The following is a 12,209-nucleotide window of genomic DNA, read 5'->3' on the forward strand; positions in this document are numbered from 1 at the left end:
CGGAAAGCAATCCCATGACCAGCACCGCGCGTCTCCGCCGGACCCTCGCCGCCGCGCTCGTGGCCGGCGCCCTCACGGCCGCCGCGGCGGCCGTGCCCGCCACCGCGGCCGCCTCCTCGCCCGTCGCGGCCCGTGCCACTCACGGCGAGGACGCCCGCCTCGCGTACCAGAAGAGCGTCGCCGTCCAGGTCCTCAAGGGCGTGTTCGAGCAGGGCGACACGAAGGTCGTGGACCGTTACGTACGGTCCGACTACATCCAGCACAACCCGCAGGCCCCCGACGGCAAGGAGCCGCTGAAGAACCTCGCCCAGACGTTCCCCCAGCAGTTCCCCGACGCGAAGTACGACGTCAAGCGGGTGATCTCCGAGGGCGACCTCGTCGTCGTGCACTCCAACCTCGTCTTCACCCCCGGCACGCGCGGCTGGGCCGTCTTCGACATCTTCCGCTTCCAGGGCGGGAAGCTCGCCGAGCACTGGGACACCGGCCAGGAGGTCCCCGAGACGACCGTCAACGGCAACGACATGTTCTCGACCCTCAGCCGGCCGCGCACCGAGCAGCCCGGCGACCGCCGGTTCACCGCGTACAACAAGAAGCTGGTCACCAAGGCCTTCGACGAACTGCTGGTGCGGAAGGACCTGTCCGCCATCGACCGGTACTGGAACACCGAGTACCCCCAGCACAGCCCGTACGTCCCCAACGGCGCCGAGGGCGTGAAGACCGGGCTGGGCGGGTACTTCAACGCGTTCCCGCAGCTGACGATCACCCGGAAGCGCGTCGTCGCCGAGGGTGACCTGGTCGCGGTCCACGCCCACTACGTCAACGCGCCCGGCGAGCGGGGCCAGGCCGTCGTCGACCTGTTCCGCGTACGGAACGGGAAGATCGTCGAGCACTGGGACGTGACCCAGAACGTCCCCGAGACCTCGGCGAACGACAACACCATGTTCTGAGCGAAGCCGCAATCGCCCACGAACCGGTGCACGGACGTCAGCGCGTACGGGCCGATTCGTGGGCGGTGACGGTGCTCTCGGCCGCCGCGGCGATGTTGCGGGCCATGCCGCCGAAGACCGCCGTATGGAAGGGAGCCACGCTCCACCAGTACGCGCGCCCGGCGAGACCGTGCGGGTGGAACAGGGCCCGCTGCCGGTAGACCGTACGGCCCTCCTCGTCCCGGTCGACGGTCATCTCCAGCCAGGCGAGCCCCGGCAGCCGCATCTCCGCGCGCAGCCGCAGCAGCCGGCCCGGCTCGATCTCCTCGACCCGCCAGAAGTCGAGGCTGTCGCCGACGCGCAGCCGGGTGGCGTCGCGGCGGCCCCGGCGCAGGCCGACCCCGCCGACCAGCCGGTCCGCCCAGCCGCGCAGGGACCAGGCCAGGGGCGAGGAGTACCAGCCGTTCTCGCCGCCGATGGCTTCCACCACCCGCCACAGCGCCCGCGGCGAAGCCGCCACCACACGCTCCCGGCGATCCTCGTACAGGCTGCCGCCCGCCCAGTCGGGGTCGGTCGGCAGCGGGTCGCTCGGGGCGCGGGGCGTCGCGGCGGAGGACCACCGGGTCGCCACGTCGGCGTCCCGCACCCGCCGCAGGGCCAGCGCGATCGCCTGGTCCAGGCCGACCGGCCCCTCCGGCGGGTCGGGCACGTAGCGGACGATGTCCCGCTCGCCGCAGACCACCTCGTGCCGCAGCGACTCGACGAGCGGGCGGGCGAGGGCGCCCGGCACGGGGGTGACCAGCCCGACCCAGAGGCTGGACAGCCAGGGGGTGAGCGGCGGCACGGGCACGATGACCCGTTTCGGCAGCTCCGCGACGGCGGCGTACCGCCGCATCATCCGCTCGTACGTGACGACGTCCGGCCCGCCGATGTCGAAGGCGCGGTTCACGTCGTCCGGGAGCCGCGCGCAGCCCACGAGGAGGCGGAGCACGTCGCGGACGGCGATCGGCTGGATGCGGGTGCGCACCCAGCGGGGCGTCACCATGACGGGGAGCCGCTCGGTGAGATGGCGGAGCATCTCGAACGAGGCGGAACCGGAGCCGATGATCACGGCGGCGCGGAGCACGGCGGTCGGCACGCCCGAGGCCAGCAGCACCCGGCCGACCTCGGCGCGGGACCGCAGATGGGGCGAGAGCTCGTCCTCGGGCACCCCGGCCGGGGTCAGCCCGCCGAGATACACGATCCGCCGTACGCCCACCGCGCGCGCCCGTTCCCCGAAGACCTCGGCGGCCCGCCGGTCGGTCTCCTCGAACCCCCGCCCGGTGCCCAGGGCGTGCACGAGGTAGTACGCGACGTCGACGCCCTCCATGGCCGCCCCGACGGACACCCCGTCGGTCACGTCCCCGCGCACGACCTCCGCCCGCCCGGCCCACGGATGGTCCCGCAGCTTCCCCGGCGAACGCGCCAGACACCGCACCTCGTACCCGGCGTCCAGCAACTCCGGCACGAGCCGCCCCCCGATGTACCCGGTGGCCCCGGTGACCAGACAGCGCGGAGGGCGGTCATCGCCGTACGCACGGTTCGCGCTCATACAGGCACCGACCTCCGTCGCGGCCCCTCGGCCCATGCTCAGCGCCGGACGCGGGCACCGCAACCTCACCACGAAGCCGGCCGCGCCCCGGAGGCCCGGCCGCCCACTCGGCGCAACACCCCCGGCCGGCCCCCGTCAGCGGGCGTGGTTCAGCACGTTCCCGTTGGTGCAGTGGTTGACGGTGTTCCCGCTCCACGCCCCGCCGACGGGCACGACGGCGAGCTCCTGGAAGCACACGGCGGCGGCGCTGAAGTTCCAGTTGTTCGCGGCGTTCACCCCGGGTCCGAAGTTGCTGTCGTTCTCGGCGGAGGCGTCCGCGTGAGCGGGAGAGGCGAGGGCGAGGGCGGCGGCGGGCAGCAGGGCCAGCATCATGATCTTCTTCACGCCCGCCCCAACGACCCTCCGGGCCCGCAGGACACGGACGCCGACCGTGCGGAGGCCGCTGTTCCCCGCGCTTGGCTACGCTGGAGGAAAGACGTCCATAGCGGGGCAAGAGCGGGCAATTTCCCTAAGGAACCGAACATGGGTCTCGGTGTCGGCCTTTCGGCCGTGAAACGTAAGGCCCTCGGGCGGGCGGGCGCGGCGGTCGTGGTCGCCGTCGGGCTGATCCTGACCGGGGCGTGTGGCGGCGGGGACGGGGGTGGCGGGAGCGGGGGTGACGACCTCAGCGTCGGCGTGCTGCTGCCGGGCGGCGGAGCCTCCCGCTTCGGGCAGTTCGACCGGCCCCTGATCGAGAAACGCCTGAAGGAGCTGTGCCCCGGCTGCCCGGCGGCGACCGTCGCCGCCACCGCCGAGCCGGCCGTCCAGCGGCAACAGCTCGACGCCATGATCACCAAAGGCGTCGACGTCCTGATCGTCGCCGCCGTCGACCCCGAGGCGCTGCGCTCGTCGGTCGAGGCCGCCGAGCGGGCCGACATCCCGGTCGTCGCCTACGACCGGCTCGCCCAGGGCCCCATCTCCGGCTACGTCACCTTCGACGGTGACACCGTCGGCAGACTCCAGGCCGAGGAACTCCTGAAGGCCATGGGCGACAAGGCCGACGGCGGCCAGATCGTCATGATGAACGGCGCCACCACCGACCCCAACGCCGGCTGGTACAAGCGCGGGGCGCTCTCCGTCCTGGAGGGCGAGGTGAAGATCGGCAAGTCGTACGACACCGTCGGCTGGCGCCCGGAGAACGGCTACGTCAACATGAGCGGCGCCATCTCCGCCCTCGGCGCCGAGAACATCGACGGCGTCCTGGCCGCCAACGACAGCCTCGCCGGCGCGGTGGTCTCCGCCCTCAACGCCAGCGCCGTACGGCCGCTGCCGCCGGTCACCGGCCAGGACGCCGACCTCGTCGCCATCCAGCGCATCGTCCAGGGCAGCCAGCACATGACCATCTACAAGCCGTTCGAGCCGGCGGCCGACGCCGCCGCCGAGATGGCCGTCGCGCTGGGGCGCGACGAGTCGGTCGACTCCATCGCCACCGGCACCGTCGACAGCCCCACCGACAAGGACATCCCGGCCGTCCTGCTCCCCTCGGTCGCGGTGACGGCCGACAACATCGAGGAGACTGTGGTCAAGGACGGTATGTACACCATCGACCAGATCTGCACCCCGAAGCTCCGGCCCGCGTGCGACAAGGCCGGACTCACCCCGTGAGGCCCGTGAGCACCGTAAGGCCCGTGAGGCCCGTGAACCCCGCAAGCCCTGTCAGCCCCAGCGGCCCTGTCAGCCGGATGAGCCTCAGCGGCCCCATCCGTCCTGTCCAGCCCGTTCGTCCCGTCCACCCCGTCCAGGAGGTGACCCGGTGGTCCAGCCCCTGCTGGCGTTGCGCGGCGTCTCCAAGCGTTTCGCCGCCGTCCACGCGCTGGTGGACGTCGAACTGGAGATCAGGGCCGGCGAGGTGGTCGCCCTGGTCGGCGACAACGCCGCCGGGAAGTCCACGCTGGTCAAGGTGATCTCGGGCGTCGGGCCCCCCGACAAGGGCGTCATCGAGTGGGAGGGCGAACCCGTCCAGATCCGACGCCCCCAGGACGCCCAGCTCCTCGGGATCGCCGCCGTCTACCAGGACCTCGCGATGTGCGGCCATCTCGACGTCGTCGGCAACCTCTTCCTCGGCCGGGAGATCCACCGCTTCGGTGTCCTCGACGAGGTGGAGATGGAGCGCCGGACCCACGAGCTGCTGCGCACCCTCTCCATCCGCATCCCCGACGTACGGGTCCCGCTCGCCACGCTGTCCGGCGGGCAGCGGCAGGTCGTCGCGATCACCCGCTCGTTCGTCAGCGCCCCCCGGCTGCTGCTGCTCGACGAACCCACCGCCTCCCTGGGCCTCGAACAGACCAACCAGCTCCTCGACCTCATCGAGGAACTGCGCGACCGGGGCACCGGGGTGCTTCTCATCAGCCACAACATGGGCGACATCAAGGCCGTCGCCGACCGGATCGCCGTCCTGCGCCTCGGCCGCAACAACGGCCTCTTCGACGTCAGCACGACCTCCCAGGAACAGATCATCTCCTCCATCACCGGCGCGGTGGACAACACGGCGGGCCACCACCCCACCGACCCGGAGGAGACATGGCCGTGAGGGGGAACGGAGAGGGGAGCTCCCGGGACCCCCGGAAGGAAGGCCCGCAGGACGACGCGCACCGGGCGCACACCGGGCGCCGGACGCACATGGGGCGCCGGTGGTACGGCGAGCGCACCCGCGCGTACGCCGACGCCGTGCGCCGCCGGGTGCACGAGGGCGAGCTGGGCCCGGTGCCGGCGCTGCTCGCCCTCGCCGTGACCTGGATCGTCTTCCAGAGCCTCAACGAGAACTTCCTCTCCCCGCGCAACCTCTCCGTCCTCAGCGTCGAGATCGTGGGCACCGGTCTGGTCGCCGTCGGCGTCGTCTTCGTGCTGCTGATCGGCGAGATCGACCTCTCGGTGGGGTCGCTGGCCGGCCTCTCCGGCGCCCTGTTCGCCGCGCTGAACGTCAACCACGGCATGCCGGAGGGGCTCGCCGTGCTCGTCGCGGTGGCCTGCGGCGCGGCGGCCGGGGCGTTCCACGGGTTCGTGTTCACCAAGATCGGCGTACCCGCGTTCGTCGTCACGCTCGCGGGCCTGCTGGCCTGGAACGGCCTGATGCTCTACCTCCTGGGGCCGGAGAGCTCCATCAGCTTCAGCGACGACGGCCTGGTCGCCGAGCTGACCAGCCGCTCCTTCGGCTCCGCCGCCGTCACCTACGGCCTCGCGGCGCTCGGTCCGCTCGTCTACCTCCTGCTCTGCCTCCGCGACCGCGGGCGCCGCGCCGCCGCCGGGATGCCGTACCGGGCGAGGGGCGGGATCTGGGTGCGGACGGCGCTGCTCGCGCTGGTCGCGCTCGCCACCGTCTACGTCCTGGACCGTTTCGAGGGCCTGCCGCTGGCGCTGCTGATCTTCCTCGGGGTCGTCATCGCCGCGGACCTCTTCCTGCGCCGCACGGTCCACGGCCGTCAGGTCCTCGCGCTGGGCAGTGGCGTGGAGGCGGCCCGGCGGTCCGGCGTGGACGTGTCGCACGTACGGATCGCCGTGTTCGTGGTGTCGGGGACACTGGCCGCGGTGGGCGGTCTGTTCGTCGCGTCCCGGCTCACCTCGGCGACCCAGGTCCCGGGCTCCGGGATGCTGCTGATCAATGCCATCGCCGCGGCCGTCATCGGCGGCACCAGCCTCTTCGGCGGCCGGGGTTCGACCTGGTCCGCTCTGCTGGGCGTCCTCATCATCCAGTCCATCGCGTCCGGCATGGCCCTGCTGGGCGTCCAGCCCGCCGTCCAGTTCATGATCACCGGCGGAGTCCTGCTGGTGGCCGTCGTCTTCGACTCCCTCGCCCGCCGCGCGGCGGAGACCCGGGGGCGGGCTTGACTCACCCGTCGGCCCGGTGATCCGTCGGCCGGTCACCCGTCCACGCGGGACTCCCTCGCCCCCGCCGGCCAGTGGGTCCCGCACCCGGCGACCTGGCTGGTCGCGACCGACTTCGATACGGACCGCCGTACGGTCTTCGGGCACCCCGACACCCGCCCGACCGCCCTGCGGGACGCGCTCCGGGCGTCCTGGGCGGTGCGGCTCGTTCCCGCCCGTGCGCGTCGCGGGCCGGCGGTACGCCGACGGAGGCATTTTCTCCACCGCCTCCGCCGACTCGCTCGTCCCGCGCGGACTCGCCGAGGTGTACGTCGTCGCGCCGACGAGCTCCCGCGCCCCCAGACCGCGCCGCGGCTCGGTCGGGCGGAGGCACTGCGGCGGCGAGTGATGCCCCGCACGCTCGACGCGGAGTGCGCCGCGCTGCGGGCGACGGGCACCCGGGTCGTCCGGATCGAGCCCGCCCCGCTGACCTGGAGGTGATGGGCGGCAACTTCATGGACCGTTTCTAAAGACTGAGCGGGAGTGAGTCCTGTTGCCAGGTCTCGTGCTCGGCCGAACGCCCCGGACGGTGTTGGGCGTTCTGGTTGCCCGCGTTCGCTCCGCGTCCGGGCGGCACGGATCGTGTCCGTGGTCCGGGAATGCGGGGGCGGGTTCCCTCACGCCCGGCAACACCTGATCCGGCCTGGACGGTCCGATGCCCCGCACGATCACTCCGGTCGTGTGGGGGCGGTGCCGTCCGTCGCCGGACCGGGTGTCCCTGGGCGCGCCTTCCGATCGCCACGGCAGCAGCCTCGTGGCGAGTCGTCTTACGGGTTGTCGTGGTGAGGGGCTTCTGCCAGTGCTGGGCACCCCATCGGCTGGTGTAAGCCGGGTCGACGGCGATGACCGCGATCCCCGTGGCGTCGCACATCGAGGCCAGCCGGGCGCGGAGTCTGCCGGTGGGCATGCCGGAGACCAGCTGCCGGAAGCGTGTGCGGCGGCCGTGTTTCTCGCGGGTCTTCTCGGCGCTGAAGTCCAGGTCTTCCACCGCGATCGCCTGCACACCACAGCTGCGGGCCCAGTGCAGGAGGCGGGTCAGGGCGTGGCGGACCTGCGCGTCCCGATGTTCGGCGGTGCCGGTCAGGTCGTAGAAGAAGCGGCGCGGGCTGCCGGTCGGGTTGCCGTGGGTGTCCAGGCGCCATGCGGCCAGGTGGTCGGAGTTCATGTCGACGCCGATCACGCCGTGGGCGAGGGCCGCCTCGATCGGGAGGGCGGGGGTGGGCGGGATCTGCCAGGACGCGGTCAGATACCAGCGGCCCCGACCCGTATCCAGGTGGATGCGGTAAGCGATCGCCCGATTCGCCTCGACGCGGTCCGCCCAGTCACTGCCTCGGTGCGCGAACGCGACCCGGCACGCCAGGACGTACCGTCCGTACGGAGCGTTCGCCAGATACACGAGCGGTGCGGGCAGTTTGATGCTCACCTCGCCCTCGGGGCTGACGCGGATCGTCTCATTGCCGTAGCGCTTGCCGGACTCCCCGTCCGCCTGGCAGAACCAGCGCTCCGCCTCCCACCGCCCACGCCACCCGGACTCCGTCAGCCCAGCCGCCTCCAGGTTCTGCCGGGCGCGGGCCAGGCGCTTACCACCGCGCGCCACGTGCACAACACCGGCCTCGCGGTCGGCCCGCGCGGCGGCCAGCCGGTCCTGAAGCACCCGCAGCCGCCGCGACTTCGCATGCCACTCCCGCCGCGACCGATAACCCCCCGGCGCCTTCCTGCTCGCCCTCTGCCCGACCGGCAGCGCCAGCCGGGCTTCGATGCTGCGGATCCCCGCTTCCAGGTTCTGGATGTGCGCCAGCTGGCAGCGGCGGGCCAGCGCCCACTGATCGTGCGTGGCCTTGGTGATACTGCCCGCCCACCGCGACGACGAGGCAGGTGTCAGCTCCCGCTTGCGGACCGCCCACGCCTGCCCGGAGTGCTCCAGGCCGTCCCGGCAGCGCGCCTTGAGGTCCCGCGAAGCCAGCGACCCCAGATGCGCCCCCACCAGACGCAGCACCTTCTCATCACCCGGCGTCAGCTGCTTCAGACGGGTCCGGACTGCCACACCGGACGGCCCGGACGCGACGAACGGCGCCGCGATGCTCCTCAGCTCACCCACCCCGCCACCTCCGCCCGGCCCGACTCGAATACACCGTCGCCCTGGAAACGAGCACAACCGATGAAGGTCACGCATTCGATGAGAGAACGTCAGTTCCCCGCAGAAAACCGGCATCACAAGCAATGAGCGCGACTCGACACAGGCCATCCACACTCGCCTCCGCTCACCCGAACGCTCTTGAACGCACCGCAACGCCAGCAGTTCCACACCCCCGACGCCGCCTGACGGTCCTGGACCACCCGCTTCCTGATTTCGGCGGCCGGACCCTGGCACGAACCGCTGCTCTCCGACCCCCAACGCGTTCGTCCTGCTCGGGCCGCACCTCGGCACCGGGCACTCCTCCGCGTACGCGGTCCTCGAAGCCCAACTGGCGTATGTGGCGGGCGCGGTACGGCACTTCCACGCGGCGGGCTGGACCAGCATGGACGTACGGCCCGAGGTGCAGGCCGCCTTCCACGCCGAGGTCCAGCAGGCCCTGCCGTCCACCGTCTACAACGCGGGCGGCTGCTCCAGCTACTACCTCGACGTCAACGGCGTCAACAGCTTCAGCTGGCCCTGGTCCACCGGCCGGATGCGCCGCCGTCTGGCCCACTTCGACCCCGAGGCCTACGACACCCGCCCCGCCTACGACACCACGGGCACCGTCGGCTGAGGCCGCCCCCTGAGGGCCGCGATCAGGAACGAGACCCCGGTGGTCACCGCGATCGTCCCCAGCATCACCATCGTCACGCCGACGCCGTAGAGGCCGCTGGCGTCGTCCGACCAGTCCAGGAAGGAGGCCACGGTCAGGCCGGCCGTGGTGCCGGCCACCGCGCTCGTGATGTGCCGGCGGGACGCCACCCAGTACACCGGCCCCAGCAGGGTCAGCACCAGGCCGATCACCTGCCACGCCTCGTACGGGCCGGTCGACGAACCGTCAGGATGCAGATCACGGTGCTGGTCCCAGCCCAGCCAGAGGGCCCAGAGGGCCAGGGCGGACACGGCCGTCACGAGGGTCGGCAGCAGCGGGGCGGCGGTCTTGCGGAGTCGTTCGCTCATGGGCCCAGCCTCCCGGCACGGTTCTCCTCCCCCCAGAGCGCGCGTACTCAGCTCCACCCGAGTACATGAGCGGTCCGCCCCAGGGCCGTCGGTAGGGCCCTAAGCGGGTGAAGCCCGGTCCCCTTCTCCCGGTGCGAGGCGTGTGCGGGGCATGGATGAAGCCCCCGACCCCATCCGGACGAGTCGGCGGACACGACGCGCTGGAGTTGAGCGAAGAGATGAACGCGATGAAGCAGAGCCATGAGACGGGGCGGAGCCCCGAGACGCGGCAGAGGCCCGATCGACACGACCCCACCGGCACCCCCACCCACCGCACCCCGGTCCTCGTCGTCGGGGGCTCCCTCGTCGGCCTGTCGACCTCGGTGTTCCTGGGCCGCCTGGGGGTGCCGCACATCCTGGTGGAACGGCACGCCGGCACCTCCATCCACCCGCGCGGCCGGGGCAACAACGTCCGCACGATGGAGCTGTTCCGGACGGCCGGTGTCGAGCAGGGCATCCGCCGGGCCGCCGCCACCCTCTCCGGCAACCACGGCATCCTCCAGACGCCCACCCTCGTCGGCGACGCGGGCGAGTGGCTCTTCAAGGAGATCGACGCGGGCGGCGGACTCGCCCGGTTCAGCCCGAGTTCCTGGTGCCTGTGCAGCCAGAACGACCTGGAGCCGGTACTGCGGGAGCACGCCGGACAGCTCGGCGGCGACCTGCGCTACAACACCGAACTGCTGTCGTTCGAGAGCGACTCCTCCGGCGTCACCGCGATCGTCAAGAGCCGCGAGACCGGCGAGCACACCACCGTCCGCGCCGACTACCTGGTCGCCGCCGACGGCCCCCGCAGCCCGGTCCGCGAGCAGCTCGGCATCGGCCACAGCGGCCCCGGCGACCTGTTCCACAACGTCAGCGTCACCTTCCGCTCGCGCGGCCTCGCCGAGGTCGTCGGCGACCGCCTCTTCATCGTCTGCTACCTGACGGACCCCGAGGCCGACGGGGCGCTGCTGCCCGTGGACAACCGGGAGAACTGGGTCTTCCATCTGCCCTGGCACCCCGAACACGGCGAATCCCTGGAGGAGTTCACCGAGGAGCGGTGCGTCGAGCACATCCGCCGCGCGATCGGGGTGGCGGACCTCGACGTCGAGATCACCGGCAAGGCCCCCTGGCACGCCGCCCAGCGCGTCGCCCGCGGCTACCGCTCGGGACGGGTCTTCCTGGCCGGCGACTCCGCCCACGAGATGTCCCCCACCGGGGCCTTCGGCTCCAACACCGGCATCCAGGACGCCCACAACCTCGCCTGGAAGCTGGCGGCCGTGCTCGGCGGCTGGGCCGGGGAGGGCCTGCTGGAGACCTACGACGCCGAGCGCCGCCCGGTGGCGGAGGCGACCAGCGCCCGTGCCGCCGCCCGGTCCGTGGAGCACAGCCACCCCGGCTTCGCCCCGCCCCCCGGCGTCGGCGGCGGTGGCGGCGGAGGCCCGCAGCGCGGCATCCTCAACGTGGCCCTCGGCTACCGCTATCCGCGGGGCGCGGTCCTCGGCGCCGACCCCGCGTCCCCGGTCGTCCCCGAACGCCTCGACCTGTCCGGCGCACCGGGTAGCAGGGCGCCCCACATGGAGGTACGGCACCGGGGCGAGCACATCTCCACGCTGGACCTCTACGAGCGTTCCCTGGTCCTGCTCAGCGACGCCGGCGCGGACGGCGCGTCGGCCGGCTGGCACGAGGCCGCCCTCCGGCTGGCCGAGACGCTGTCCGTGCCCCTGACGCCGTACCGGATCGGCGACGGGCCCGCCGCCGATCTGACGCCCGCGGGCGAGGCGGACTGGGCGGCGGTCCACGGGACGGCCCCCGGCGGCGCCGTGCTCGTCCGGCCCGACGGGTTCGTGGCCTGGCGGGCGGCGGGCCCGGCCCCGGACGCCGAGGCGACACTGCGGGAGGCCCTGACCACGCTGCTGGCGAAGGCCTGAGCCCGTTCCCCCGGCCGCGGACCTGAGCCCGCCCCACCCGTGAACTCGCCCGATGGGAGGGCCGGTTCACCCGAGTGATCGTCTTGAGTGGTGGGGGCGGAGGTGCTGTCTGACGGTGGATCACGTCGGGGGCGGGTCACCACAGCTGACGAGGCGTCGGCTGCCCGCCCCGCCGACGGAAGGATCGTCAGATGCGCTCAGTTCGTTTGCTCATGGCCACCGGGGCGGCCTCCGCCCTCCTCGCGTTCGGCGCGCCCGTGGCGTACGCGTCCGGCGGCTGGGAAGGCTCGGACTCCTCCACCGGCGGGGAGCACGCCCAGGGGCAGGACAAGCCGGCCGCCGGGGACGCCCAGCGGGACGAGGGGTCCTGGAGCGGGAAGCAGGACGGCGGCTCCTGGAGCGGCAAGCAGGAGGACGGCTCCCACGCCGGCGGACAGGACGAGGAGTCCTGGGGCGGCGGCCACGAGAAGCCCCGCGGCGGGATGCACACCGGCGGTGGCGGCCTCGCCGCCCCGGCCGTGACCGCGGGCGGGCTCGCCGTCCTGGCCGTCGCCGGGACCGGCCTGTACGCGGCACGCCGCAAGAAGACCGCCGCCGGCGTGGCCTGACCCGTGGCGGGCGCGATAGCCGCCGTGACCGGCCGCGCCGCACGACGGCCCGGCCGGTCACCGGCCCCAAGCCCCCTCCCCGACCCGTAGCACCCTCCC

11 protein-coding genes are annotated in these 12,209 nt (G+C 72.8%); 7 read left to right on the forward strand and 4 right to left on the reverse strand.

What is annotated here, in order from left to right; translation table 11 throughout:
- Nucleotides 1-14: 14 nt before the first annotated feature.
- Entirely contained in the window at nt 15-947 is a 933-nt protein-coding gene (locus HW837_RS02300; protein WP_193379426.1) for a nuclear transport factor 2 family protein, read from the forward strand.
- Nucleotides 948-984: 37 nt separating this feature from the next.
- Here HW837_RS02300 and HW837_RS02305 read toward each other — a convergent pair whose 3' ends face one another.
- Both HW837_RS02305 and HW837_RS02310 read right to left on the reverse strand, forming a co-directional pair.
- Complete coding sequence (locus HW837_RS02305) at nt 985-2,517, reverse strand: SDR family oxidoreductase (RefSeq protein WP_093790723.1); 1,533 nt, start codon at nt 2,515-2,517, stop codon at nt 985-987.
- Between the two features lie 135 nt (nt 2,518-2,652).
- Nucleotides 2,653-2,901 carry a hypothetical protein gene (locus HW837_RS02310; RefSeq protein ID WP_045558728.1) on the reverse strand — a complete coding sequence of 83 codons (249 nt, stop codon included), beginning with the start codon at nt 2,899-2,901 and terminating at the stop codon, nt 2,653-2,655.
- Between the two features lie 138 nt (nt 2,902-3,039).
- Between HW837_RS02310 and HW837_RS02315 the strand changes: the two genes are divergently transcribed.
- The 3 genes from HW837_RS02315 (at nt 3,040) to HW837_RS02325 (ending at nt 6,381) form a co-directional block, all read left to right on the forward strand.
- The gene (locus HW837_RS02315) at nt 3,040-4,161 is read left to right on the forward strand and encodes a sugar ABC transporter substrate-binding protein (RefSeq protein ID WP_193379425.1); all 1,122 of its coding nucleotides are present in this window, start codon (nt 3,040-3,042) and stop codon (nt 4,159-4,161) included.
- A 148-nt stretch (nt 4,162-4,309) separates the two neighbouring features.
- Complete coding sequence (locus HW837_RS02320) at nt 4,310-5,086, forward strand: ATP-binding cassette domain-containing protein (RefSeq protein ID WP_234379487.1); 777 nt, start codon at nt 4,310-4,312, stop codon at nt 5,084-5,086.
- Nucleotides 5,077-6,381, forward strand: a complete 1,305-nt coding sequence (locus HW837_RS02325) for a sugar ABC transporter permease (protein WP_371271459.1) — start codon at nt 5,077-5,079, stop codon at nt 6,379-6,381. Before HW837_RS02320 ends, HW837_RS02325 begins: the two co-directional genes overlap by 10 nt.
- 502 nt (nt 6,382-6,883) lie before the next feature.
- On the opposite strand, the gene HW837_RS02330 is transcribed toward HW837_RS02325, so the two are convergent.
- Complete coding sequence (locus HW837_RS02330; protein WP_193379424.1) at nt 6,884-8,515, reverse strand: transposase; 1,632 nt, start codon at nt 8,513-8,515, stop codon at nt 6,884-6,886.
- Nucleotides 8,516-8,891: 376 nt separating this feature from the next.
- Between HW837_RS02330 and HW837_RS02335 the strand changes: the two genes are divergently transcribed.
- The gene (locus HW837_RS02335) at nt 8,892-9,167 is read left to right on the forward strand and encodes a hypothetical protein (protein WP_237269832.1); all 276 of its coding nucleotides are present in this window, start codon (nt 8,892-8,894) and stop codon (nt 9,165-9,167) included.
- Here the strand turns inward: HW837_RS02335 and HW837_RS02340 are convergent.
- On the reverse strand, nt 9,140-9,553 hold the full coding sequence (locus HW837_RS02340; RefSeq protein WP_193379423.1) for a hypothetical protein: 414 nt from the start codon (nt 9,551-9,553) through the stop codon (nt 9,140-9,142). The genes HW837_RS02335 and HW837_RS02340 overlap by 28 nt on opposite strands.
- A gap of 218 nt (nt 9,554-9,771) precedes the next feature.
- On the opposite strand from HW837_RS02340, the gene HW837_RS02345 reads away from it, so the two are divergent.
- Nucleotides 9,772-11,502, forward strand: a complete 1,731-nt coding sequence (locus HW837_RS02345) for an FAD-dependent oxidoreductase (RefSeq protein WP_390623557.1) — start codon at nt 9,772-9,774, stop codon at nt 11,500-11,502.
- A 191-nt stretch (nt 11,503-11,693) separates the two neighbouring features.
- Complete coding sequence (locus HW837_RS02350; RefSeq protein WP_093790724.1) at nt 11,694-12,110, forward strand: hypothetical protein; 417 nt, start codon at nt 11,694-11,696, stop codon at nt 12,108-12,110.
- Nucleotides 12,111-12,209 lie beyond the last annotated feature (99 nt).

The sequence above is a fragment of the Streptomyces caniscabiei genome (assembly GCF_014930365.1).
GTDB lineage: Bacteria > Actinomycetota > Actinomycetes > Streptomycetales > Streptomycetaceae > Streptomyces > Streptomyces caniscabiei.

Coding starts and splice junctions, on each gene's coding strand:
- HW837_RS02315 (WP_193379425.1), top strand. CDS start 3,040: ATGGGTCTCGGTGTCGGCCTTTCGGCCGTGAAACGTAAGGCCCTCGGG.
- HW837_RS02350 (WP_093790724.1), top strand. CDS start 11,694: ATGCGCTCAGTTCGTTTGCTCATGGCCACCGGGGCGGCCTCCGCCCTC.
- HW837_RS02325 (WP_371271459.1), top strand. CDS start 5,077: ATGGCCGTGAGGGGGAACGGAGAGGGGAGCTCCCGGGACCCCCGGAAG.
- HW837_RS02345 (WP_390623557.1), top strand. CDS start 9,772: ATGAACGCGATGAAGCAGAGCCATGAGACGGGGCGGAGCCCCGAGACG.
- HW837_RS02340 (WP_193379423.1), bottom strand. CDS start 9,553: ATGAGCGAACGACTCCGCAAGACCGCCGCCCCGCTGCTGCCGACCCTC.
- HW837_RS02305 (WP_093790723.1), bottom strand. CDS start 2,517: ATGAGCGCGAACCGTGCGTACGGCGATGACCGCCCTCCGCGCTGTCTG.
- HW837_RS02300 (WP_193379426.1), top strand. CDS start 15: ATGACCAGCACCGCGCGTCTCCGCCGGACCCTCGCCGCCGCGCTCGTG.